The following is a 22,640-nucleotide window of genomic DNA, read 5'->3' as shown; positions in this document are numbered from 1 at the left end:
GCGGCACGACCCGAAACGCTGAGAGTCAAATAATTGGCATTGACTATCAAGCACACTGTTGAGTTCTCAAACAACCGACGCACACCGTCAGAGCCGCGATCTTCGTGACCGTTTCCCTGTCCGGGGCAGTTCCTTAAACTTACCAGGCCCTTTCGGACTTTTCCAAATCCCCGCCCGGCCCGAAGACCGGAGAGAATTCTTCAAGAACCCGAAGGAATCCTGATCCCATTTTTCGCCGACCAAACAAAGTCAGAAACTATGCTGATCTGCAGAGGAAGGGAACCATCCGTGGAGAGCGTGACCGCTGGTCTCGCTCCTCCGTTCGGAGGCAACCTCTGTAACTTACCCTACCACGCCCCCCAGCGCAAGCATCCTGTTCAGGATCCATGCATCGGGGTGCCTGTCCGGCAAGCCCACCCTCGTTCTAGAGCGCACTAAGCCCTCTGAAGTCTTGAGGTGGTTTCCGCCCCGGGACCGGCCAGTCACGCTCTCAGCGCTTCCTGTCCGTACCTCCCTGCCGGGCGAACAACCGGAACAGTACACAGCGATCGCGGCCCACGCAAAACGAGGGTGCGTGCGACCTGCGCGGCGGTGCGCGGGGCCGATCTCGCCGCCGTCACCAGCAGCGAGATCGGGCGGCGACGTCAGGCGGCGACATCGGCACCCGCGCGCCGGTCACTCCACGGTGACGGACTTCGCCAGGTTCCGCGGCTTGTCCACGTCGTGCCCCAGGGAGAGCGCCGCGTGATACGCCAGCAGCTGCAGCGGCACGGTCAGGAGCAGCGGGTCGAGCTCCCGCTCGTTGCGCGGCACGTCGATCCGCTCCGCCTTCAGCTCGCCCAGGTCCACGCCGGGGTGCGTGACGACCACCAGGGGGCCACCGCGCGCGTCGATCTCGTGCAGGGCGGCCACGTTCCGGTCGGTCAGCTCGTCGTCCGGCACGATCGCGACCGTCGGCACCTCGGGCGAGATGAGCGCCAGCGGGCCGTGCTTCAGCTCGGACATCTGGTACGCCTCGGCGTGCCGGTAGCTGATCTCCTTGAACTTCTGCGCGCCTTCCCGTGCCACCGGGTATCCCCGCACCCGGCCCACGAAGAACAGGCTCTCGGCCGCGGCCAGCGACTTGGCCGCCTGCGCGATCCGCTCCTCGCCGTCGAGCACCTGCTCGATCTGGGCCGGCAGGGCCTGCAGCCCGGCCACGAGCCGCCGTCCGTCCGCGACGGAGAGGTCGCGCACCCGGCCGAGCTGGAGGGCCAGGAGGGCGAAGCCCACGAACATCGTGGTGAGCGCCTTGGTGGAGGCGACCGCGATCTCGGGCCCCGCGTGCAGGTAGATCCCGCCGTCGCAAGCCCGGGCGATGGCGGAGCCGACCACGTTGACCAGGCCGATCACGCGGCCGCCCTTGCGCTTGATCTCCTCGACCGCCAGCAGCGTGTCGATCGTCTCGCCGGACTGGCTCACCGCCACGTAGAGGGTGTCGGGCTCGATGACGGGGTCGCGGTAGCGGAACTCGCTCGCGGCCTCGGCGTCGGCGGGGACGCGGGCCAGCTCCTCGACCAGCGACGCGCCCATCTGCCCCACGTAGTACGCCGAGCCACAGCCGAGGATCTTGACGCGGCGCACGGCGCGCAGCGCGCGGGCGTCCATCTCGAGCCCACCCAGGTGCGCGGTGGCGAACCGTTCGTCCAGCCGGCCGCGCAGGGCGCGCTCCACGCTGGCCGGCTGCTCCAGCATCTCCGTGTACATGCGCGGGCGGCCGTCGATCTGGCCGTGCTCGTAGGCGCTGGGGTCGACGTCGACCTCGCGCGCCGTGGTCTGGGTGCGCGTCAGGTCCCGGCGGAACGTGGTGAAGCCCGCCGCCGTGACGGTGGCCAGCTCGCCGTCGGCCAGGTGCGCCACCGTGGTGGTGTGGCGCACGAGCGCGGCGAGGTCCGAGGCCACGAACATCTCCTTCTCCCCCACGCCGACCAGCAGCGGGCTGCCGTTGCGCGCCACCACCACCCGGTCCGGGAAGTCCGCGTGCACGACGGCGAGGCCGTAGGTGCCCTCGACGGCGTCCAGCGCGTCGACGACCTTGCCCTCCAGCGTGTCCGCGGCGGACAGCGCGACGAGGTGGGCGAACACCTCCGTGTCGGTGTCGCTCGCGAGCTCCACGCCCTGGCCGGTGAGCCGGGCGCGCAGCGCGGCGGCGTTGTCGATGATGCCGTTGTGCACCACCGCGACCGTGCCGGTCGCGTCCGTGTGCGGGTGGGCGTTCACGTCGGTCGCGGGGCCGTGGGTCGCCCACCGGGTGTGGCCGATGCCCACGCGCCCGGACATCCGCCGGGGCAGCACCTCGGCCAGGTCGCGAACCCGGCCGGCGCGCTTGGTGACCTTGAGCTGCGAGCCGACGACGGCGACACCGGCCGAGTCGTACCCCCGGTGCTCCAGCCGGCCGAGGGCCTCGACGAGCAGGGGGGCGGCGTTCTGGCCGCCGATATAACCGACGATTCCACACATGATGGTGCTCCTTCAGGAAGGGACGGAGGGGGCGGGCGGTGCGGCCCACGGGAGGCGCCGGCTCAGCCGTAGATCATCCGGCGCAGCTGCCGCTCGCTGAGCCGGGGCGCGGCGACGACCCGCTGCTCCAGCTCGGCGGCGATGAGCGCGAAGATCTCGGGATTCTTCGCACCGTGGGTCTTGAGCTCGGTGTGCCGGCGCCGGACGACGTCCTCCACCGGTTCGGCGAAGTACGCGACGACGTCGCCCACGACGCGCGCCGCCTCGGCGGGCGTGAGCCCGGTGGTCGCCGCCACCTGGGCGACGAGATCAGGTGACGTCGTCATGCCGCCGAGCATCGCCCATCCCAGCGGTGAACGACAACTTCTTGCCCGAAATCGGGCAAGACCTGGCTCCGCGGCAGGGCAGTTGGGCGAAAAAGTGTCCGGGCAGACGAACGGCGGCCGCCCGCTGGTGTGCGGGCGGCCGCCGTCGAGCTCCGGCAGGGCCGGTGGCGAGGCCGGGTGGGCCGTCGGTCAGGAGGTCACTCCGAGGCGGCGACCGCCAGGGTCTTCTTGCCCCGGCGCAGCACCGCGTACCGCCCGTGGAGCAGGTCCTCGCCGGCGAGCGCGGCGTCGTCCGACGTCACCTTCACGTTGTTCACGTAGGCGCCGCCCTCGGCGATCGCACGGCGCGCGGCGCCCTTGGACGCCACGAGCCCCGAGCCCACCAGCAGGTCGGCGACCAGGTCGCCGGCCTTGGCCGTCACGCGCGGCAGCTCGGCCACCGCGCCCGCGAGCGTCCGGGCGTCGAGGTCGTCGAGCGAGCCGCGGCCGAACAGCGCCTGGCTCGCCGCGATGACCGCCTCCGTCGCCCCGGCGCCGTGGACCAGCGTGGTCACGTCGCCCGCGAGCGCCTTCTGGGCCTCGCGCGCGAACGGCCGCTCGGCCACCTCGCGCTCGAGCTCGGCGATCTCCTCACGGGAGCGGAACGTGAACACCCTGAGGTAGTTCACGACGTCGGCGTCGGCCTGGTTGAGCCAGAACTGGTAGAAGGCGTAGGGGCTCGTCATCTCCGGGTCGAGCCAGATGGAGCCGCCCTCGGACTTGCCGAACTTGGTCCCGTCCGCCTTGGTGATGAGCGGCGTCGTCAGCGCATGGGCGCTCACCCCCTCGGCCTTGCGGATCAGCTCGACGCCGGCCAGCAGGTTGCCCCACTGGTCGTTGCCGCCGAGCTGCAGGGTGATGCCGTGCCGCCGGTAGAGCTCGCGGTAGTCCATGCCCTGCAGCACCTGGTAGCTGAACTCGGTGAAGCTGATGCCCTCGTCCGAGGCGAGCCGCCGGGCCACGATGTCCTTGGACAGCATGGTGCCCATCCGGAAGTGCTTGCCGATGTCGCGCAGGAACTCGATCGCGGACATCGGGGCGGTCCAGTCGAGGTTGTTCACCATGCGCGCGGCGTTCTCGCCCTCGAAGGACAGGTGCGGCTCGATCTGGGCGCGGATGCGCTCCACCCAGCTCGCCACGATCTCGGGCGAGTTGAGCGTGCGCTCGCCGGAGTCGCGAGGGTCGCCGATGAGGCCCGTCGCGCCGCCGACCAGCAGGTAGGGCCGGTGGCCGGCGTCCTGCAGCCGGCGGGCCGTGAGGATCTGGACGAGGTTGCCGATGTGCAGCGACGGGGCCGTGGGGTCGAAGCCCACGTAATAGTCCACGGTGCCCTCCGACAGTGCAGAACGCAGCGCGGCCTCGTCGGTGGACTGTGCCACCAGGCCTCGCCATTGCAGCTCGTCGAGGATGTCGGTCACCGTGGGTGCTCCTTGCTGTCGTGGGACTGCTTCGTGGGGCGCGGCCCGGGCGGGCCCGCGCTCCGGGCTCGTCGTGGGCCCGCACGTCATAGTCTGCCCGACGGCGGCGCGGGGCTCGCCCTCATTCCACGCCGGCACGCGCCCGCGCCTCCGGGCTCACGGGTGTGAACAGGTTGACCAGGGTGCCGTCGGGGTCGCGGACGAGCAGCGAGCGGTTGCCCCACGGCAGGGTGGTCGGTGGGGTCACGGTCTCGACCGTGTCGCCGAGGCCGGCGAACAGGGCGTCGACGTCGTCGACGAGGAACTCCACGATCGCCGTGCGGTTGGCCGCAGGGGCCGCGGAGCCCGGGCCGAAGAGCTGGACGGTCCGGGTGCTGCCGACGGCCAGGTTGCCGCGGCCCGTGCGCAGCTCGGCGAACTCGGGCGACGGTCGGTCCGCGGTCACGCCGGTGACGCGTTCGTAGAACGCCGTCAGCCGCTCGACGTCGTCGGTGATCAGGCGCACGGAGGCGAGGGTCGTGGGGTTCATGGCGGGGGCCCTTCCGGTCCTGGCCGCGGTCGGTCCGCGGCTCAGGACCAGCGTGCTGCCGCTCCGCGACACCCCTGTGTCGGTGATTTCAGCCGAGCAGCGTCAGGGTGCGCAGGTCGCCGTCGGGCACCTGGACGTCCTCCGGCCGGACCACGCGGCGGGGTGCGCGCTCGCTGGTGGCCGTGACCACGTCGACGCGGTCGAGGCGGAAGGCACGGATCCCGTCGCGCAGCCGGCACCAGGCCAGCAGGTACCAGCCCGTGGACGACCCGACGAAGCCGAGCGGCTCGACGTCGCGCGTGGTCGGCGTCCCTGACTTGTCGGTGTAGCGCAGGCGCAGGACGCGGCGCGCGGAGATCGCGTCGGTGAGGACGGCGGGGACCGGCGGCACCTGCGGCGGAGCCCCGAGGAGGTGGACGCGGGCGGCGAGCTCGTGGGCGGCGATCGCGTCGTCGTCGCGCATGGCCGCGAGGATCTTGCGGAGCGCCGTCGAGCCCGCGCCCGCGAAGGGCGTGCCGGCCAACCCGCCCAGCGCGACGGCGACGGCGACCGCCTCGTCGGGACTGAAGTTCACCGGCGGCAGCGTCCTGGCGCGGTCGAGGCAGTAGCCCCCGGTGCGGCCCGGCTCGGCCCAGACAGGCACGCCGGTCTGCTGCAGCGCACTGATGTCGCGCTCGATGGTCCGCCGGCTGACCTCGAACCGATCCGCCAGCCACGCCCCGCTCCGCGGACGCGGGGCGACGGCCCGCAGCTCCTCCACGATCGCGTACAGACGGTCGGTCCGGTTCACCCCGCGAGCCTATGCGGCACGGGGGCCCGGACCCACCTTCTTCCCAATCCAACGATTATCGATTACTCTCCCCGAGACGTCACTCCACAGTCGTAGGCCGTACGCCGCAGGCCCACGCACAGCACCCCCTGGAACGCTGCGGCAACCCGAGAGGATCAACGATGATCAAGCACCGCACCCTGGCGAGCGTGGGCACGCTCACGGCGGCCGCCCTCACCCTCGCCGGCTGTGCCGGCGACGGCGGCGACGCCGGTGGTGGCACCACCGAGCTGAGTCTGCTCGTCAACGTCACCCCCAACCTCACCGAGGAGTTCTGGAACGAGCTCGTCGCGCCGTTCGAGGAGGCCAACCCCGGCATCGACGTCGTCGTGCAGAACCCGGGGGCCGAGGGCGTGGCCGCCGCTCTGCCCCGGCTGCTGACCGCGGGCGACGCGCCCGACGTCGTGCAGTCGATGCCGCCCACGGTCGACCTGGCCCCCGAGCTGGTCGACCTCTCCCAGTACGACTGGGCCACGGGCGGCCCTCTGGCCGACCAGTACTCGATCGACGGCAAGTACTACATGGCCGGCATCGGCTTCCAGCTGCAGAGCCTGTGGTTCTACAACAAGACCGCCTTCGAGGAGGCGGGCATCACCCAGGCGCCGGCCACGGTGGAGGAGCTCACCGCCGCGCTCGGCAAGCTCAAGGACGCCGGCTGGACCCCGATCCAGACGGGCGGCGACTGGATGACCAGCCACTCCCTGCAGGCGCTGGGCCTGCCGACGATCGTGGCGCAGGACCCGGACTGGTTCGCCGCGATGAGCGCGGGCGAGACCACGTTCGCCGAGACGTACGGGCAGACGGTCGAGACGTACGCCGGGTGGGTGGCCGAGGGCTACGTGCCCAAGGACGCGCTGGGCATCAAGTACCCCGACGCGGAGCAGGCGTTCCTGTCCGGCAAGAGCGCGATCTACCCCATGGGCAGCTGGTTCGCGGGCACCGAGGCCAAGGCCGAGAAGAAGGCCGAGATCGGCGTCTTCCGGGCCCCCGCCGTCGACGGCGTCGACGCACCGGCGATGGGCGCGAACATCGCGAGCCCGTACTCGATCCTCAAGTCCAGCGAGGACCAGGACGCCGCCGCCAAGCTCGTCGAGTTCCTCGTGACCGACCAGCAGGCGGTGGCCGACCAGCTCGAGGTGGACGGCAACTTCCGCGACGGCTACGAGTACGAGATGGACGCGCTGGGCCAGGAGCTGCAGCAGATCGTGGCCGACACGCCCGCCGAGTCGTACACCCCGACCGGCCAGGGCTACGGCGAGCGCACGCTGCCCACCGGCTACTCGGACGAGATCAACGCCCAGACCCAGGCCCTGATCGGCGGCACCCCGGCCGCCGACGTCGAGTCGGCCATGGACGACTGGTTCGCCTCCAGCATCGGCTGAGGCAGCACCGGTGACCCACATGGCAGACACGCTCGCCGTCGTGCCACGCCCCCGCCGCCGTTCGGCGGCGCGGGTGTGGCGCCACCGCCTCCCCGGGATCGTCATGGGCGGCCCCGCCGTCCTGGTGTTCCTGGCGATGTTCATCGTCCCGATGGTCCTCGCGTTCGTGCTGAGCCTGACCGACTGGAACGGCTACAGCCTGAACTTCACGTTCATCGGGCTCGACAACTACGCCGAGGCCTTCCGCAACCCGCGCACGGTGGACGCCGCGATCTTCACCGGCGTGGTCGCGTTCTTCGGCACCGTGCTGTGCAACGGCGTCGGGCTCACGATCGCGGCCCTCATCTCGGGCTCCGGCCGGGCGAACACGCTGATGCGCACCATCTTCTTCTACCCGTACATCATCAGCGCGCTGATCATCGGGTTCCTCTGGTCGGCCATGCTCGCGCCGGAAGGCGCCGTCAACGGCCTGCTCGGGCACCTCGGCGTGCCGCCGGTCCCGTTCCTCACGGAGGTGGCGTTCGCCAAGGCGAGCGTGATCCTGACGATCGTGTGGTCGCACTTCGGCTTCAACATGATCCTGTTCCTGGCCGGCATCAAGTCCGTGCCGACCGAGTACTACGAGGCCGCCACGGTGGACGGCGCCTCGAAGTGGCAGCAGTTCCGCAACGTGACGCTGCCGCTGATCGCCCCCGTGTTCACCGTGAACCTCGTGCTCACGCTCGTGGGGCTGCTCAAGGTCTACGACATCGTGCTGGCCCTGACCGACGGCGGTCCCGCCGGGTCCACCCAGACGATCGTCTACCAGGTGCTGCGGGACTCGTTCGCGCAGTCCGAGCTCGGGTTCGGCGCGGCGCAGTCCGTGATCCTGCTGCTCGTCACGGCCGTGCTGGGCCTCGCGGTGACGTTCGCCCGACGTGGCGCGGAGCAGAAGGTGGCCGACTGATGCGCAGATACCCGACCCCCCGGCGCCGGCTGCGCGCCCCCGGCGTGGGCAGCGTGCTCAAGTGGGCGCTGCTCGGCGCCGGCGCGCTCGTCATGCTCGTGCCGCTGTACATCATGGTGATCAACGCCTTCAAGCCGCAGGAGGCGATCATCGCCTCGCCCCTGGCGATCACCCCCGACACGTTCAGCCTGGAGTACCTCCGGGCGGCGCTGACGAGCGAGAAGTTCAACGTGGTGCGCGCCTACGGCGTCACGCTGCTGTTCGTCGCGCTGGTCAACGTGTTCGGCATCGCGCTGGCCGCGCCGGTCGCGTACGTCATCGCGCGCGGCCGGTCGAGGTGGCACCTGGGACTGCTGCTCCTGTTCGTCTCCGGGCTGTTCATCCCGGGCCAGGTGACGCTGATCCCCGTCGTCTTCGTGCTGCGGGTGCTGGGGCTGATCAACACGATCCCCGGCTTCATCCTGTTCGAGACGGCGGCCACGCTGCCGGTCACGATCTTCCTGTTCGCCGCCTACCTGCGCACCGTGCCGCGAGACATCGACGAGGCCGCCGCGCTGGACGGCGCGGGCAAGATCCGGGCGTTCTGGGCCTGCATCTTCCCGATCATGCGGCCCGTCGTGGCCACGATCGTGGTGCTCAACTCGATCAGCGTCTGGAACGACTTCGTGAGCCCGCAGATCATCCTCGGCCCCGGCTCCGGCATCTACACGGTGACCACCGGCGTGTACGCGGCCGTGGGCGAGTTCTCGACGGACTACACCACGGTCTTCCCCACGCTGCTGCTCGCGGTGACCCCCGCGATCCTCTTCTTCGTGCTCATGCAGCGGCACATCATCGGCGGCCTGGTCGCCGGGGCGACGAAGGGCTGAGGCGATGACCGACCCCACCGCACACCCGCGGATCCCCACCACCCCGATGTCCGAGATACCCGCCTGGGCGGTGCTCGAACGCCGCCTGTTCGATGCGACCGAGGAGGCGTGGCGCCTGTTCGAGTCGCGCTACTGCGGCCCCGACGGCCGCCTCCTGCACGTGGGCGGGTTCGAGCACCGCGACGGCGTCGACGACCTCTACGAGCCGTTCTTCAACTGGCCGGCCTTCTACGCCCTGGGCGGCAGCGACGACGTGCTCGACGCCGCCAAGCACCACTTCGAGGGCGTGACGGCGCAGCTCACCGAGGCGGGCATGCTCACCGGCGAGTACGAGAACGGGTACGACTGGTTCCACCAGGGCGAGTCGCTGCTGTTCTTCTACGGCCTGTGCGCCGCGGACCCGGGTGACGAGCGGTTCGCCGAGCGTGCCCGGCGGTTCGCGGGCCTGTACACCGACCCCGCCCGCGGCAACTACGACCCCGCGCGCAACATCGTCACCGCGCCGCACAACGGCGCGCTCGGCCCGCTGCCCGGGCTGGGCACCGAGTGGCTCACCTACCCGGCGTCGCTCGACTACATGGCGGCCTACGGCCTGCCGCTGCACGGGCTGCCGGGGATCACGCGGTGGTCCGACCTGGCGGATCCGGCCAACGCGCAGCTCATGGGCGACGAGCTGCAGCGGCGCGCGGCCGGCGACACGGCGGTGAACCTCGCGGCCACGTCCCTGGTGACCAACGCCTGGCTGTACGACGGCGACGCCGCGTCGGCCGCTTGGGTCACTCGGTACGTCGACGGCTGGCGCGGGCGCGCCGCCACCGCGGGCGGGCTCATGCCGGACAACGTGGCGCCGGACGGCGTCGTCGGCGGGCTGCACGACGGCGCCTGGTACGGCGGGCACTACGGCTGGACCTGGCCCCACGGCCTGCACTCGGTGGGCATGAGCACCCTGATCGGCGCGATCAACGCGTCGTTCGTCGCGGGCGCTGCTCCCGGCGGCGCCGGGGTGCGGGACGACGGCCCGCTGGACCTGGTGCGCACCATGCTCGACACGGTGCTGGAGCATGCGATCACCGCGCCCGTCACCGAGACGCCGTTCAGCCTGCGCGGGAGCTGGCTGGAACGCCTCGGCCCGCACGCCGCCGAGCCCGCGCTGCTCGTGCCCTACCGGTACGGCACCGAGGGCTGGTTCGACTTCGGCCCGTTGCAGCTCGACCTGCCCACGTGGCTGTGGTGGTGGACCCGTGACCCGCGCGACCGCGAGCGCCTGGACCGAGTGCTGGACGGCACGCCCGGTGCCCGGGAGGTGCGCCCCTTCCGGGACAAGGTCGAGGCGGGGCACGAGGGTCCGTGGCTCACGTTCCTCGACGGTGCGCTGCCCGACTACCCGGAGCGTGCCCTGTCGATGGCGCTCGGGCAGCTCGCCCGCCGGGTCGCGGTGATGGACGCCGAGCCCGTGGACCCGGACACCGTGCACCTGCACTTCTGGCAGCGCGCCAACCCCGTGGTCACGGAGGTGCTGGGGCAGCTCGTCACGGGTACGCCGCAGACGCTCTACAACGGGGGCCTGCCGTTCGCCGCCGTGAGCTACACGGACGCCGACCGGTCGCGGCCGGGCCTGCCGCCCGATGTCGCGGCCCTGGTCACGCGGCTGGACGGCGACCCCCAGGAAGGGCGCGTCGAGCTGACTCTGGTCAACTTGTCCCCCACCCGCACCCGGCGGGTGCGGGTGCGGCCGGGCCGGTTCGGGGAGCAGCGCCTGACCGGCGTCGTCGCCCACGGTGAGTCCGGCGGCGTCTACCCGGGGCCGTCGACGGCGTCGGCCGGGCGGGCGGGGACGCCGTCCTCGGTGCGCCTGCCCGCGGACGGCGGCGACGTGCTCGTCGAGCTGGCGCCCGCCCACCGCGCGGACCTGGTTCTGCTGACCGCCCCCGCCACGACGGCGCCGCGGCACGCGGGCGCCGCACCCGCCCGTCCCGAGTTCCACGCCCAGCCCCGAGAAGGAGCCTCCTCATGACCGAAGCCCTCACCCAGACCGGCTCCGACGGCCTGCCCACCGACCCCGCCGCGGGCCTCGTCCGCCCGGACCTCACGCTCCCCGTGCGGGGCGGGTCGTTCGAGCGGGCCGACGCCGGCACGCTGGCCCGGCTCGGCGAGGTGTCCTCGGCCACGGCCTGCGCCAAGCTGCACGGGCTGGGCATCCGCCGCTCGTTCGTGGAGGGGCCACGGCCCCTGTCGCCGGGGTACCAGGTGGTCGGCTCCGCCCTGACGCTGCAGTTCATGCCGCAGCGCGAGGATCTCGCCGCCGGCGACGAGCAGGAGTACGTGGAGCGGCACACCGCCCTGTGGCATGTCCTGGAGACCGTGCAGCCCGGCGACGTGCTGGTGGTCCAGGCGTTCGGCAGCCGGTTCTCCGGGTGCGTGGGCGACATCCTGGCCCGCTACTTCCAGCGCAAGGGGGGCGCCGGCATGGTCGTCGACGGCCGCATCCGCGACTCCGGGAAGATCCGCGACCTGGGCCTGCCGGTGTGGTCCACCGGCGTCACGCCGCACTACGCCTCGCAGTCGGAGCTGTTCCCCTGGGCGTTCGACGTGCCCGTCGCCGTGGGCGGCGTGCTCTGCATGCCCGGCGATCTCGTCGTCGCCGACGACGACGGCCCCGTCATCGTGCCGCGTGCCATGGCCGACCAGGTGATCGAGTCGGCGCGGGACCACGAGGAGTGGGAGGTGTTCAGCCGCGGCCGGCTCGACGAGGGCGCCCGGCTGAGCGACTACTACCCGCTGACCCCCGACACCCGAGGGGAGTTCGAGGCATGGCGTTCCGCGCAGCCCTCCGCCCGCTGAGCGCCGCCGGGCGCGAGCCCGGCCCCGAGGCGGCGGTCACGACCACGTTCGGCCTGGGCTGTGCGCCCATCGGCAACCTGTTCACGCCCGTGGCCGCGGACGCCGCCGAGGCGACCGTCGGCCGCGCCCTGGAGCGCGGCGTGCGGTTCTTCGACACCGCGCCGCACTACGGCGAGGGCGTCAGCGAGCTCCGCCTCGGCGCCGCCCTGTCAGGGGTCGACCGCGACACGGTGGTGATCGCCACCAAGGTGGGGCGCACGATCGTCGACGCCGACGGCGCGCCGGTCCCGACCGGCGGCACCGGGGTCAACACGGTCGGCGACCTCAGCCGCGACGGCGTGCTGCGCTCCCTGGAGGGCAGCCTCGCGCGGCTGGGCACCGACCGCGTGGACCTGCTCTACCTGCACGACCCGGCCGACGTCGACGCCGCCCTGCGTGGAGCCCTGCCGGCGCTGCTGGAGCTGCGCGACCAGAACGTGGTCCGGGCCGTGGGCGTCGGCATGGGGCACAACGCGCCGGTCGCTCGCCTGGTGCGCGAGGCCGCGGACGCGCTCGACGTCGTCATGCCCGCGGGGCGGGTCACGCTGCTGGACCGCACGGCCGAGGCCGACCTGCTCCCCGCCGCCCGCGAGCGGGGCGTGGGAGTGATCGCCGCGGGCGTGTACAACTCCGGGGTGCTCGCCGACCCCGTGGCCGCACCGTACTTCGACTACCACCCCGCGACGCCGGAGCAGGTGGACGGGGCGATGCGGATGGCGGCCGCGTGCGCCGCGGCCGGGCTGCCCCTGGCGGCGGTGGCCGCGCGGTACCCGCTGCGCGTGGCGGGCGTCGAGGCGGTCGTGGTCGGAGCGCGCACCCCGGCCGAGGTCGACGTCTTCGCCGACGCCGCAGCGGCCGACCTGCCCGAGGACCTGTGGGCCGCGCTCGACGCCACGCGGTCCCCGCGGTCCGCGCCGTCGCCGGCATGAGCGCGGGCCTCTCCTCGGGCGACGCGGTCCCGGACGGGCTCGTCGACGCCCACGTGCACCTCTGGGACACCGGGGCCATGCGGATCTCCTGGTTCGCCGAGCGCCTGGGCCTGCCCCGGCGCGTCGGCCCGGACGACCTGGCGCGCGCCACGGCGACGGCCCCGGTACCGGTGCGCGCCGCCGTCGCCGTCCAGGCCGCGGACACCGAGGGTGAGGCACGCTGGCTCGCCGCCCGGGCCGCCGCGCACGGCCCCCTGCCCGGGCCGGTCGTGCTCCAGTACGACGCGCGCCCCGGCGACCCCGCCGCCTGGGCCGGCATGGCGCAGCCGTTGCTCGACGACGGCGTACCCGTCGCCGGCCTCCGGCTCGCCGTCCCCGGCGGCGCGGCCGACCTGTCCGACGTCCCGGGGCTCGACGCCCTGTGCGACGGGCTGGCCGCGACCGGGCGCGTGCTGGAGACCCTCGTGCGCCCCGAACAGCTCGCCGCCGTCGCGGCGCTCGCCGACCGGCACCCGGCGCTCGACGTCGTCGTCTGCCACCTGGGTCTCGGCACCGGGGCGCCCGATCAGCCGTGGCGCGCCGCGCTCGCGGCGCTCGGCGCGCGACCGCGGGTGCACGCGAAGCTCTCCGGCCTCCACACGGCAGGCCCGGACGACGCCGGCCGGGTCGCCCTGATCGCCCGCACCGCCGTCGACCTGCTCGGCGCGGAGCGCCTGCTGTTCGGCAGCGACTGGCCGATGTCCGCCCGGGTCGCATCGTATGCGCAGGTCGTCCGGCGCACGGCCCGCGCGCTGCCGGAGCTCGACGACGACGCGACGACAGCGCTGTGGTCCCGGACCGCGGCGCGCCTCTACGGCGCCGTCGTCTGAGGTCCGGGAGCCTCGGGCCGCGTCCCGGCCCGGACCGCCACGATCGCGACGTCGTCGTCGACCGCGGAGTCGGCGGTGAGGTCGCCCGTGGCGGACAGCATGCCGGTCAGGGCGGTCTCGACGACGGTGCCCAGGTCCGCCCCGTGGGTGCCCTCGAGCACCTTGGCGAGCTTGTCCAGGCGGGTGCGCAGGCCGCTGTCCCTCCGTTCGACGAGTCCGTCGGTGTACAGCAGCAGGGTGTCGCCGGGGCGGAGGTCGATCGAGTGGTCCCGGCGTACCGCCCCCGAGTCCATGCCGAGCAGCAGGTCGTTGCGCACCCGGAGGATCTCGCTCATGCCGTCGGTCCGGACCAGGATGGGCGGGAGGTGGCCGGCACTGGACCACCGCACGGTGCGCGTGTCGTCACCGCCCCGCCCAGCCGGCTGCTCGACGCACGCCACGAGCGCGGTGGCCGTCGCGGAGCTCCCGAGGGCGAGGCCGTCGATGGCCGAATCGACGCGCTCCAGCACCCGCGCGGGCGTCTCCTGGCTGTCGTAGCCGATGGCACGCACCAGGGAACGGATCTGCCCCATCGCCACGGCGGCGTCGAGGTCGTGCCCGATCACGTCGCCGATGACCACGGTGGTCGCGCCGTCCCGCCGCGTGAACGCGTCGTACCAGTCGCCCCCGATGTCCCGCTCGACGGCGGCCGGCTGGTAGTGCACGACCACCTCCAGGTCGTCGATCCGCGGCGGGTCGGTCAGCGCGGCCTGCTGCAGCGCCAGGGACACCTCGGTGGCCCGGGCCCGCTCCTCCTCCGAGTGCACGGCCCGCAGCCGCAGGGCGTCGTCGTGCACCCGGCGCCGGACGACGTCGCGCAGCGCGGAGGCGACCGTCGTCGACAGGACCACCATGAAGCGGGCGTAGTCCGCGTCCCAGGGCCGCACCTCGGTGCCGCACAGGACGAGCGCGGCGATGACGCCGCTCCCCTGACCGGACCGCACGGGCGTGACCACCATCCCCGGGACGACCTGGCGCCGGCCGGAGGCGAGCGCACGGACGACGAGGCGCAGCTCGCCCTGGTCCGCGGCGTCGCCGGACTCCAGGACCACGTCGGGGCCGCTCGCGGCGTAGACCGCGACCCGGGCGACGTCCGCGCTGGCAGCCAGCACGGCGATCACCGGCAGGGCGAAGGTCCGCAGGTCGGTGAACGTCGCCGGGAGGGCGCCGTGCACCTCGCCGAGCACGGCCAGCCGCCGCTGGTTCACGACCTCGCGCGTGGTCTCGGTCGCGATGTCGAGCACGCCCACGACCTGGCCGTCGTCGCCCGTCAACGGGCTGTAGGAGAAGGTGAAGTAGGTCTCCTCGGCGTACCCCGACCGGTTCATCAGCAGGTACATGTCGTGGCTGAGGGTCGGCTCCCCCGTGGTCAGCACGGTGTCGAACAGGGGGCCGATGTCGTCCCAGATCTCCGCCCAGACGACCTTCGCGGGCGCGCCCAGGGCCGCAGGGTGCTTGTCGGTGCCCAGCATGTCCCGGTAGCCGTCGTTGTAGATCAGCGTGAGGTCCGGGCCCCAGACCATCATCACCGGGAACCGCGTGGAGTAGCACAGCCGCACGGCGTGGCGCAGCGACTCCGGCCACGCACTGGGCGGACCGAGCGGGGTGGCCTCCCACGCGACGGTCCGGGCCTCGCGGCCGACGGCGCTGCGTGCCGTCGCCTCCTCGAACCACCCCGATTTCACATGCGAATCGTAGCGAGGATGCCTCGCCTGGCTAGCCTTTGGAGGGGGTGAGCCTGGCTTGTCCTGTTTTGTTCTGGCTTTCCCTCAGCCGGCGGCGCTGCTGTCGGCTGAGTCGGGGGCGACGGCCCCGTCGACGTCGAGCAGGGTCCCCGCGGCGTGCGCCTCGAAGAGGGCCGAGGCCGCGTCGGCGTCGCCGCCGTCGAGGACGTCGAGGAGGCTGCGGTGCCAGTCGGCCACCTGGTGCCAGTCGCCGGTGAACTCGGGGTCGCCCAGCAGGTGCATGGAGCGCAGGCTCGGCTCGATGATGTCCCACATGCGCGGCAGGTAGGTGTTGCCGCTGGCCTCGATGACGGCGCGGTGGAACCCGAAGTCGAGCTCGCGGAAGGCGGGCAGGTCCTGCGCGTCGACCGTGCCGTGCATGGCGACGATGACCTCCTCGAGCCGCGCCCGGGTCTCGGCCGTGAGCCGCCCGCAGGCGAGCCGGCCCGCGAGCGCCTCCAGCGCCACGCGGGCCTGCTTGGCCTGCTGGGCCTCCTCGTCGGAGTGCTTGGTCACGAAGTTGCCCTGGTGCCGCACGTGCGTCACCAGGCCCTCGTGCGCGAGCTGCTTGAGCGCGTCGCGCACGGGGGCCTGGCTCACGCGCAGGCGGCGGGCCAGCTGGGACTCCACGAGCTGCTCGCCCGGGGCCAGCTGCGACGACTTGATCATCGACTTGACCAGGTCGTAGATCTGGTCGGACAGCAGCCCGCGCTCGAGGCCCGAGATCCCGCTCAACGCATCAGTCATCCGCCCAGCCTAGCGGCATTATCGACAATCGTTTGTGCACCGGAGCGGTAGGCCGCGAGCCAGGCGTCCGCGATGATCCGCGACCCCGCGGGCGTGGGGTGCACGCCGTCGGGAGCGAGGGCGACGGCGCCCTCCACCCCGCCGGGGCCCTCCGCGGCCGCCGCGGTGAGCAGGGTGTGCAGCGGCACCAGCGCGGCCCCGGCCGCCGCGGCGAGGCGGGCGACGACCTCTTGCTTGCCCGCGAGGTCGTCGAGCCAGTCGTGCTGCTCCGGCCGCACCGGCAGGAGGAACGGCTCCACGAGGACCAGGCGCGGGCTGCCGGGCACCCGGTCCAGCAGCCGCAGGTAGGTGGCCTCGAAGTCCGCGGCGCTCGTCGGATCGTCGTTGTCGAAGCGGCGCCAGGTGTCGTTGACCCCCACGTACACGCTGAGCACGTCGGGCGCGGTGCCCGCGACGTCGCGGTCCCAGCGGGCCTCCAGGTCGACGGCGCGGTCGCCGCCGATGCCGACGTTGCGCACCTGGGCGCCGGGCAGGTCGCCCGCGACGAGGCTGACGTAGCCGTCGCCGAGCGACGCGGCGTCCGCACGGTCGCGGCCGGCGTCGGTGATCGAGTCCCCGACGAAGACGAGTCGTTCGGCGGCCTGTCCGCCGGTGATTCCGCTGCTGGTCATGAACCACTCCCTCGTGTGATGAACGGGTCCGACGGTACCGGGCGCGGCGACGCCGGGACGCCTCCCGTTCGTTGTCAGCGATTATCGATTAATGTAGCATCGCTCCCGCTGCCAGCCGCGGGTCGAGGACGACCCGCAGTCCATGACCATCACCGAAGAGGTCGGAGCACTCGCAATGAAGCGACATCTGTCAGCCCTGCTCGCCGCCGCCGTCGCCACGTGCGTCGTCGGCGCGACTGCCACCAGCGCGGCCGCCACGGCCGCCCCGCAGCAGACCGGGGCCCAGCACGCGTCAGCCACCACGACCACCACCGACAGGGGGCCGGACCAGAGGCCCGGCACCGGCCCCGGGAAGGGCCACGACAGGCCGGGCAAGCCCAAGCCCGGCAAGCCCGGCAAGGGCCCGCACGCCCCCGGCGCGCGCGGCACGATCTACCTCGCGCCGGACGGCGACGACGGCGCCGCCGGCACCGAGGCGGCCCCGCTGGCCACGCTGGAGGCGGCGCGCGACGCCATCCGCGCGCTCCGCGCGGCGGGCAACCTCCCGGCCGACGGCGTGACCGTCTACCTGCGGGAGGGCACGTACGAGCGCTCGGCGTCGTTCACCCTCGGCGCCGAGGACTCGGGTACCGCCGCGGCGCCCGTCACCTACCGCTCCTACCCGGGCGAGACCGCCACGATCTCGGGCGGCAAGGAGCTGCCCTACGACGGCTTCTCCCCCGTGACCGACCAGGCCGTGCTCGACCGCGTCATCGAGACGTCGGCGCGCGACGACATCCTGCAGATCGACCTGGGCGAGCTCGGCATCGACGACTACGGACAGCTCAGCCGACACGGCTACTGGAAGGCCAACGACGTCAGCACCACCCCGCCCATGGAGCTGTACGTCGACGGCGAGGACATGACGCTCGCCCGCTGGCCCAACGCCGGTGCGGTGCAGGACACCGTCCAGATGAACAAGATCGTCGACGTGGGCCCCACCAAGGACGACGCCGACCTGCAGGACCGCGGCGGCACGTTCAGCTACTCCTACGACCGGCCGCAGCACTGGGGCGAGGCCGACGACATCTGGCTCGACGGCATCTTCGGCCAGAGCTGGGAGTGGTCGTACAACAAGGTCGAGTCGATCGACACCGACGCGCGCACCATCACGCTGCGCTACGGCGAGATGTCCGGCCTGATGAAGACCTGGTACCCCGACTTCCACTTCGCCCAGAACCTGCTGGAGGAGCTCGACGCCCCCGGCGAGTACTTCATCGACCGCGGCACCGGCGTCCTGTACCTGGTGCCCAACGCGTCGTTCCTCGCGGAGCGGGGCGCGCCCGTCGTCACCACCCTCGACGAGCCGATGATCCGCACGGACGGCACGTCGTACGTGACGTTCGACGACCTGGTGCTCGACTACGGGCGCGCGAACGCCGCCGTCATTCTCGGCGGCAGCCACGTGACGATCTCGAACAGCGACGTCCAGAACTTCACCGACGGCGGGGTGCTCATCAACTCCCCCGGCCGGTACACGTACGACGGCATCCCGGTGAACCGCGGCGGCACGGACCACGCCGTCGTCTCGAACGACATCCGCCACGTGGGCGGCGTCGGCGTGGTGCTGCAGGGCGGGAACAAGACCACCCTGGCGCCCGGCAACAACCGGGTCGAGGACTCCCACATCCACGACTTCGCCTACTACCACAAGGCCTACAACCCGGGCGTGATGTTCGACGGCGTGGGCAACGTGGCGCGCGGGAACGAGATCAACGACGCCCCGCACCCGGGCATCATCGTGCACGGCAACGACCACCTGTTCGAGCAGAACGAGGTCTACGACGTCTGCAAGACGTTCCAGGACCTCGGCGCGATCTACATGAACTCGGGCGAGACGCCGCAGCAGCGCGGCCACGTGTTCCGGCAGAACTACTTCCACGACGTGGGTCTGACCAAGCACGGCGTCGAGGGCATCTACGCGGACAACTTCACGTGGGACCTGAACATCGAGCAGAACGTGTTCGTGAACATGGGCAACGACGCGATCAAGTCCGGCTCGGCCGACTACATCGACGCCGTGAACAACGTGTTCGTCGACACCACCGTGCCCTACGACAACTACACGCAGTGGATGGGCGACGGCGAGGGCAACACCGTCGACCGGGTGTACCTGCCGAAGTGGGAGAAGGTCTTCGCGGACAACGGCGACTTCGTCGGCACGCCGTACCTGACGAAGTACCCGGAGCTGGGGCACTTCTTCGAGGACAACCACTACTTCCCGGACCACAGCTCGTTCGACCGGAACGTGATCTGGAACCCGAACCGCACCCGCAACCCGGACGTCAACGCCGAGGGCGCCCTGGACACGAAGAACCTGCTCAACTACGGGGACAACTGGGTGACGGACGCCGACCCCGGCTTCGTCGACGCCGCGAACGGCGACTACTCGTTCACCGCCGACGCCGCCGTGTTCGACCAGATCCCCGGCTTCGAGGCCATCCCGTTCGACGAGATCGGCACCGACGGGCACGTGGGTCAGTCGCAGTCCCCGGACGAGGTGGCGCTGGAGTCCCTGGCGCTGCCCGGCGACCAGCTCACGATCACGCTCGGCGACGAGCTCTCCGTGGCGGCGCAGGCCGTGCCGTGGAACGCGACGAACCAGGCCGTCGCCTACGCCTCCAGCGACCCGGAGGTCGCGACGGTCAGCGCCACCGGCGTGCTCACCGCCATCGGGCCGGGCGAGCTGGTCGTGACGGTCGAGTCGAAGGCCGACCCCGGCATCCGCGACGAGATGACGGTCACCGTGGCCGCCGGCGACGGCGTGCTGCACCGGACCGACTTCGAGTCGGGCGCGAACGGCTGGCCCACCGACGCCAACCGTGCGATCGTCGACGACGGCACGGGCGACCACGTGCTGCGCATCAAGGGCGGCGCCAACACCCAGCTCGACCGGCAGTTCTCGGCCTACGCGCTCGACTTCACGGTCACCACGCCGGCCGACGTGCCCGAGGGCGGGCAGCTGCTCGTCTACGACCGCACGGGCGCGACGCCGGGGGGCTACGTCCGGTACCGGCACGCGGCGGCCGGGTCCACGTGGACGATCTTCGACTCCGCGTGGGGCACCGTGAAGCAGGTGACCCTGCCCGCGGGCGAGGGGCTGGCGCCGGGCACGCAGTACGCCGTGCGCGTGGTGGTCACGCCGGACGGCGTCCGGGTGCTGCTCGACGGCGAGGTGGTCGTGGAGGGCGCCAACCCGGCGCCCGCGGCGGCCGGCAAGGTCGGCTTCTACGTCCAGGGCTTCACGGCGCTGGACATCGACGACGTGACGTTCTCGCTGGTGGGGGTGGACCCCACGAGCGTGACACTCGCACCGGCGGCCGCGACCGTCGAACCCGGGGAGACCCGGGAGCTCGACGCCACGTTCACGCCGGCGGACGCGACCCGCACCGGCCTGGAGTGGGCCTCCAGCGACGAGGCGGTGGCCACCGTGGCGGACGACGGCACGGTCCGCGGCGTCGCGGCCGGCACCGCGACCATCACGGCGACGTCGACGGCCGTACCCGGCCTGGCGGCGTCGTCCACGGTGACCGTGCAGGCGGCCCACCATCCCGTGACCGACCTGGGCGCCGAGATCCTCGACGCGGCGGCGTGGGCGCCGTCCGGCGGGATGACCGTCTCGGACGGGGCGGCCCACCTCGCGCCGCGCAGTGCGTCCGGGTTCACGCCGGCGACGTTCGGCGACGAGCTGCTGCGGTTCGACACGTCGTTCGGCGACTTCAACGGCGGCTGGTTCGGGTTCTCGGTGCGCTCGAAGACCGCGGGCAACCCGGTGTGGACCAACAGCAACTCGGGGTACCTCGTGGTGATCAAGGAGGACGTCATCGAGATGCAGCGGTGGAAGCCCGACGTCTTCATGATCGACGTGTTCCCCAACACGGTGATCGAGCCGGGCTCGACGCACGAGATCACGTTCGGCGCCGTCGACGTCGAGGGCGGCATCCGCGTGGTGCTCCGCGTGGACGGCGAGCCGGTGTGGAGCTACCTCGACGACACGGCGAACAACACGCTGGCGACGGACGGGTACTTCACGGCCTACCGCCAGGGCCCGGCGGGCGAGATGAGCATCTCCCCGCTCGACTGACCACCCGGTCCGTTGAGTGCGGGCTATGTGTTGCACCAACGCGTGCTGCGCAACACATAGCCCGCACTCAACGAGCGGTGTCAGGTGAGGGAGGTGAAGGTGTGGGTCTGGCGGCCCAGGTTCTCGATCTCCAGGGTGACCTCGTCGCCGTCGGCCAGGTACGGGAAGCGTCCCGACAGGGCCACGCCCTCGGGCGTGCCCGTGCAGATCAGGTCGCCCGGCTCCAGCGCCATGTACTGCGACAGGTGGTGCACGATCGCGGCGACGTCGAAGATCATGTCCGCCGTCGACGAGTCCTGTCGCGGCTCGCCGTTGACGAAGGAGCGCAGCCGCAGGGCGCCCGGGTCCACCTCGTCGGCCGGCACGAGGGCCGGGCCGGTGGGCAGGAACCCCGGACCGCACTTGCCCTTGGACCACTGGCCCAGGGAGTCGTCGAGCTGCCACGCGCGCTCGCTGACGTCGTCCACCACGGTGTATCCCGCGACGTGCTCGCGCGCCGCCTCGACGGACGGCAGGTAGCTCGCGCGCCGGCCGATCACGACCGCGAGCTCCACCTCCCAGTCGACCTTCTCGGCGCCGGGTGGCAGGGGCACGGCGTCGTCCGGCCCGGCGACGGTGTTGGGGTGCTTGAAGAAGATGATCGGCAGCCGCGGCGGCTCCGCGCCGGACTCCCGCGCGTGCGCGGCGTAGTTCTGCCCGATGCAGACGACGGCGGTGGGTCGCGCGATCGGCGCCCCGCGACGCAGGGCGTCCGCGCCGTCGAGCACGGGCAGCTCCCCCGCGGCCAGGGCGGCCCGGGTACGCGCCACGCCGTCGGCGGCAAGGAAGGCGCCGTCGACGTCGGCGGTCAGCGGGCGCAGGTCGTAGGTGACGCCGTCGGAGGTGACGGCGGGGATCTCCTGGCCGACGGGGCCCAGGCGGAGCAGGTGCATCGTGTCCTCGTTCTCGGATCGGGTGTGGGGTTGAGCTCAGGACTGCTCGGGCGGACGGACGCGCAGCTCGTGCATGCCGCCGTCGACCGCGAGCGCCGTGCCCGTGGTCGCCGTGGCGAGCGGGCTGGCGAGGTAGCAGACGGCGTGCGCGACGGCCTCGGGGCTGACCAGCCGGCCCGTGGGCTGGCGCGCCTCCAGGGCGGCGCGCTCGGCCTCGGGGTCGGCGGCGGCGTCGAGCAGGCGGCCCACCCAGGGCGTGTCGACGGTGCCGGGGTTCACGCAGGTCACGCGGATGCCCTCGCGGACGTGGTCGGCGGCCATGGCGAGCGTGAGCGCCTGCACGGCGCCCTTGCTGGCGGAGTACAGGGCGCGCTGCGGCAGCCCGGTCCACGAGGCGATCGACGCGGTGTTGACCACGGCAGCGTGCTCCGAGGCGCGCAGGTACGGCAGGGCGGCGCGGGTGACGCGCACGATGCCGAGCACGTTCACGTCGAGCACGCGCAGCCACTCGGCGTCGTCGTTGTCGGCGACGGTGCCCTGGGCGCCGATGCCGGCGTTGTTGACGACGACGTCGATGCCGCCCAGGCGCTGGGCGGCGGCCTCCACCGCGCGGCGGACGGCGGCGGCGTCGGTCACGTCGGCGACCTCGCCGGACGCGCCGTCGGGCACGCCGTCCGGCGAGCGGTCGATCGCGACGACCTGGGCGCCGCGCTGCAGCAGGGCGGTCACGACGGCGGCGCCGATGCCGGACGCCCCTCCCGTGACGATGGCGCGGACGCCGTCGAACTCAAGGGCTGTGGTCACGGGTGTTCCTCCTGAGAAGCGGCTTCGATGGCGATTCATCCAATCTATAGCACCGATCCGTCGGGAACCGAAGGGGCAGATCACC

General features: G+C 72.4%; 18 protein-coding genes. 8 read left to right on the top strand and 10 right to left on the bottom strand.

The annotated features are described in order from the left end of the window. Window positions 1–675 precede the first annotated feature (675 nt). The 5 genes from glmS to ACZ7LE_RS10775 all read right to left on the bottom strand — a co-directional run bounded on the left by glmS (window position 676) and on the right by ACZ7LE_RS10775 (window position 5,601). Window positions 676–2,499 (bottom strand): glutamine--fructose-6-phosphate transaminase (isomerizing), encoded by a 1,824-nt coding sequence (gene glmS, locus ACZ7LE_RS10795; RefSeq protein WP_470403257.1) that lies wholly within the window; start codon window positions 2,497–2,499, stop codon window positions 676–678. 62 nt (window positions 2,500–2,561) lie between these two features. Beyond that, complete coding sequence (locus tag ACZ7LE_RS10790) at window positions 2,562–2,825, bottom strand: hypothetical protein (protein WP_470403256.1); 264 nt, start codon at window positions 2,823–2,825, stop codon at window positions 2,562–2,564. A gap of 197 nt (window positions 2,826–3,022) precedes the next feature. Next, window positions 3,023–4,282 carry a tyrosine--tRNA ligase gene (tyrS, locus tag ACZ7LE_RS10785; RefSeq protein WP_470403255.1) on the bottom strand — a complete coding sequence of 420 codons (1,260 nt, stop codon included), beginning with the start codon at window positions 4,280–4,282 and terminating at the stop codon, window positions 3,023–3,025. A gap of 121 nt (window positions 4,283–4,403) precedes the next feature. Further along, window positions 4,404–4,811, bottom strand: a complete 408-nt coding sequence (locus ACZ7LE_RS10780) for a VOC family protein (protein WP_470403254.1) — start codon at window positions 4,809–4,811, stop codon at window positions 4,404–4,406. 88 nt (window positions 4,812–4,899) lie between these two features. Continuing rightward, on the bottom strand, window positions 4,900–5,601 hold the full coding sequence (locus tag ACZ7LE_RS10775; protein WP_470403253.1) for a helix-turn-helix transcriptional regulator: 702 nt from the start codon (window positions 5,599–5,601) through the stop codon (window positions 4,900–4,902). Between the two features lie 161 nt (window positions 5,602–5,762). On the opposite strand from ACZ7LE_RS10775, the gene ACZ7LE_RS10770 reads away from it, so the two are divergent. The 7 genes from ACZ7LE_RS10770 to ACZ7LE_RS10740 are packed head-to-tail and all read left to right on the top strand — an operon-like array spanning window position 5,763 to window position 13,515. Next, entirely contained in the window at window positions 5,763–7,022 is a 1,260-nt protein-coding gene (locus tag ACZ7LE_RS10770; protein WP_470403252.1) for an ABC transporter substrate-binding protein, read from the top strand. Window positions 7,023–7,041: 19 nt separating this feature from the next. Beyond that, the gene (locus ACZ7LE_RS10765; protein WP_470403302.1) at window positions 7,042–7,968 is read left to right on the top strand and encodes a carbohydrate ABC transporter permease; all 927 of its coding nucleotides are present in this window, start codon (window positions 7,042–7,044) and stop codon (window positions 7,966–7,968) included. Continuing rightward, on the top strand, window positions 7,968–8,837 hold the full coding sequence (locus tag ACZ7LE_RS10760) for a carbohydrate ABC transporter permease (protein WP_470403251.1): 870 nt from the start codon (window positions 7,968–7,970) through the stop codon (window positions 8,835–8,837). The genes ACZ7LE_RS10765 and ACZ7LE_RS10760 overlap by 1 nt, the downstream gene beginning before the upstream one ends. A 4-nt stretch (window positions 8,838–8,841) precedes the next feature. After that, a complete protein-coding gene (locus ACZ7LE_RS10755; protein ID WP_470403250.1) occupies window positions 8,842–10,851 on the top strand; it encodes a DUF8034 domain-containing protein in 2,010 nt (669 codons plus the stop codon). Beyond that, window positions 10,848–11,678, top strand: coding sequence for an RraA family protein (locus tag ACZ7LE_RS10750; protein ID WP_470403249.1), 831 nt, complete (start codon window positions 10,848–10,850; stop codon window positions 11,676–11,678). Before ACZ7LE_RS10755 ends, ACZ7LE_RS10750 begins: the two co-directional genes overlap by 4 nt. Beyond that, on the top strand, window positions 11,648–12,646 hold the full coding sequence (locus ACZ7LE_RS10745) for an aldo/keto reductase (RefSeq protein WP_470403248.1): 999 nt from the start codon (window positions 11,648–11,650) through the stop codon (window positions 12,644–12,646). The genes ACZ7LE_RS10750 and ACZ7LE_RS10745 overlap by 31 nt, the downstream gene beginning before the upstream one ends. Beyond that, window positions 12,643–13,515, top strand: a complete 873-nt coding sequence (locus ACZ7LE_RS10740) for an amidohydrolase family protein (protein WP_470403247.1) — start codon at window positions 12,643–12,645, stop codon at window positions 13,513–13,515. Before ACZ7LE_RS10745 ends, ACZ7LE_RS10740 begins: the two co-directional genes overlap by 4 nt. On the opposite strand, the gene ACZ7LE_RS10735 is transcribed toward ACZ7LE_RS10740, so the two are convergent. The 3 genes from ACZ7LE_RS10735 to ACZ7LE_RS10725 form a co-directional block, all read right to left on the bottom strand. Then, on the bottom strand, window positions 13,497–15,239 hold the full coding sequence (locus tag ACZ7LE_RS10735; RefSeq protein WP_470403246.1) for a PP2C family protein-serine/threonine phosphatase: 1,743 nt from the start codon (window positions 15,237–15,239) through the stop codon (window positions 13,497–13,499). The two genes, ACZ7LE_RS10740 and ACZ7LE_RS10735, sit on opposite strands and share 19 nt — an antisense overlap. A gap of 84 nt (window positions 15,240–15,323) precedes the next feature. Next, the gene (locus ACZ7LE_RS10730; RefSeq protein ID WP_470403245.1) at window positions 15,324–16,025 is read right to left on the bottom strand and encodes a GntR family transcriptional regulator; all 702 of its coding nucleotides are present in this window, start codon (window positions 16,023–16,025) and stop codon (window positions 15,324–15,326) included. Beyond that, window positions 16,022–16,696 (bottom strand): GDSL-type esterase/lipase family protein, encoded by a 675-nt coding sequence (locus tag ACZ7LE_RS10725; protein WP_470403244.1) that lies wholly within the window; start codon window positions 16,694–16,696, stop codon window positions 16,022–16,024. Before ACZ7LE_RS10725 ends, ACZ7LE_RS10730 begins: the two co-directional genes overlap by 4 nt. A 175-nt stretch (window positions 16,697–16,871) precedes the next feature. Between ACZ7LE_RS10725 and ACZ7LE_RS10720 the strand changes: the two genes are divergently transcribed. Next, window positions 16,872–20,819: an Ig-like domain-containing protein gene (locus ACZ7LE_RS10720; protein ID WP_470403243.1), complete on the top strand. Its 3,948-nt coding sequence runs from the start codon at window positions 16,872–16,874 to the stop codon at window positions 20,817–20,819. A gap of 80 nt (window positions 20,820–20,899) precedes the next feature. Here ACZ7LE_RS10720 and ACZ7LE_RS10715 read toward each other — a convergent pair whose 3' ends face one another. Beyond that, complete coding sequence (locus ACZ7LE_RS10715; RefSeq protein ID WP_470403242.1) at window positions 20,900–21,751, bottom strand: fumarylacetoacetate hydrolase family protein; 852 nt, start codon at window positions 21,749–21,751, stop codon at window positions 20,900–20,902. 36 nt (window positions 21,752–21,787) lie between these two features. Continuing rightward, window positions 21,788–22,594: an SDR family NAD(P)-dependent oxidoreductase gene (locus ACZ7LE_RS10710; RefSeq protein ID WP_470403241.1), complete on the bottom strand. Its 807-nt coding sequence runs from the start codon at window positions 22,592–22,594 to the stop codon at window positions 21,788–21,790. Window positions 22,595–22,640 lie beyond the last annotated feature (46 nt).

Source organism: Promicromonospora sp. NPDC110617 (assembly GCF_055598465.1).
The sequence above is the reverse complement of the archived record's forward strand: the minus strand, read 5'-3'. Positions and strand labels throughout refer to the sequence as shown.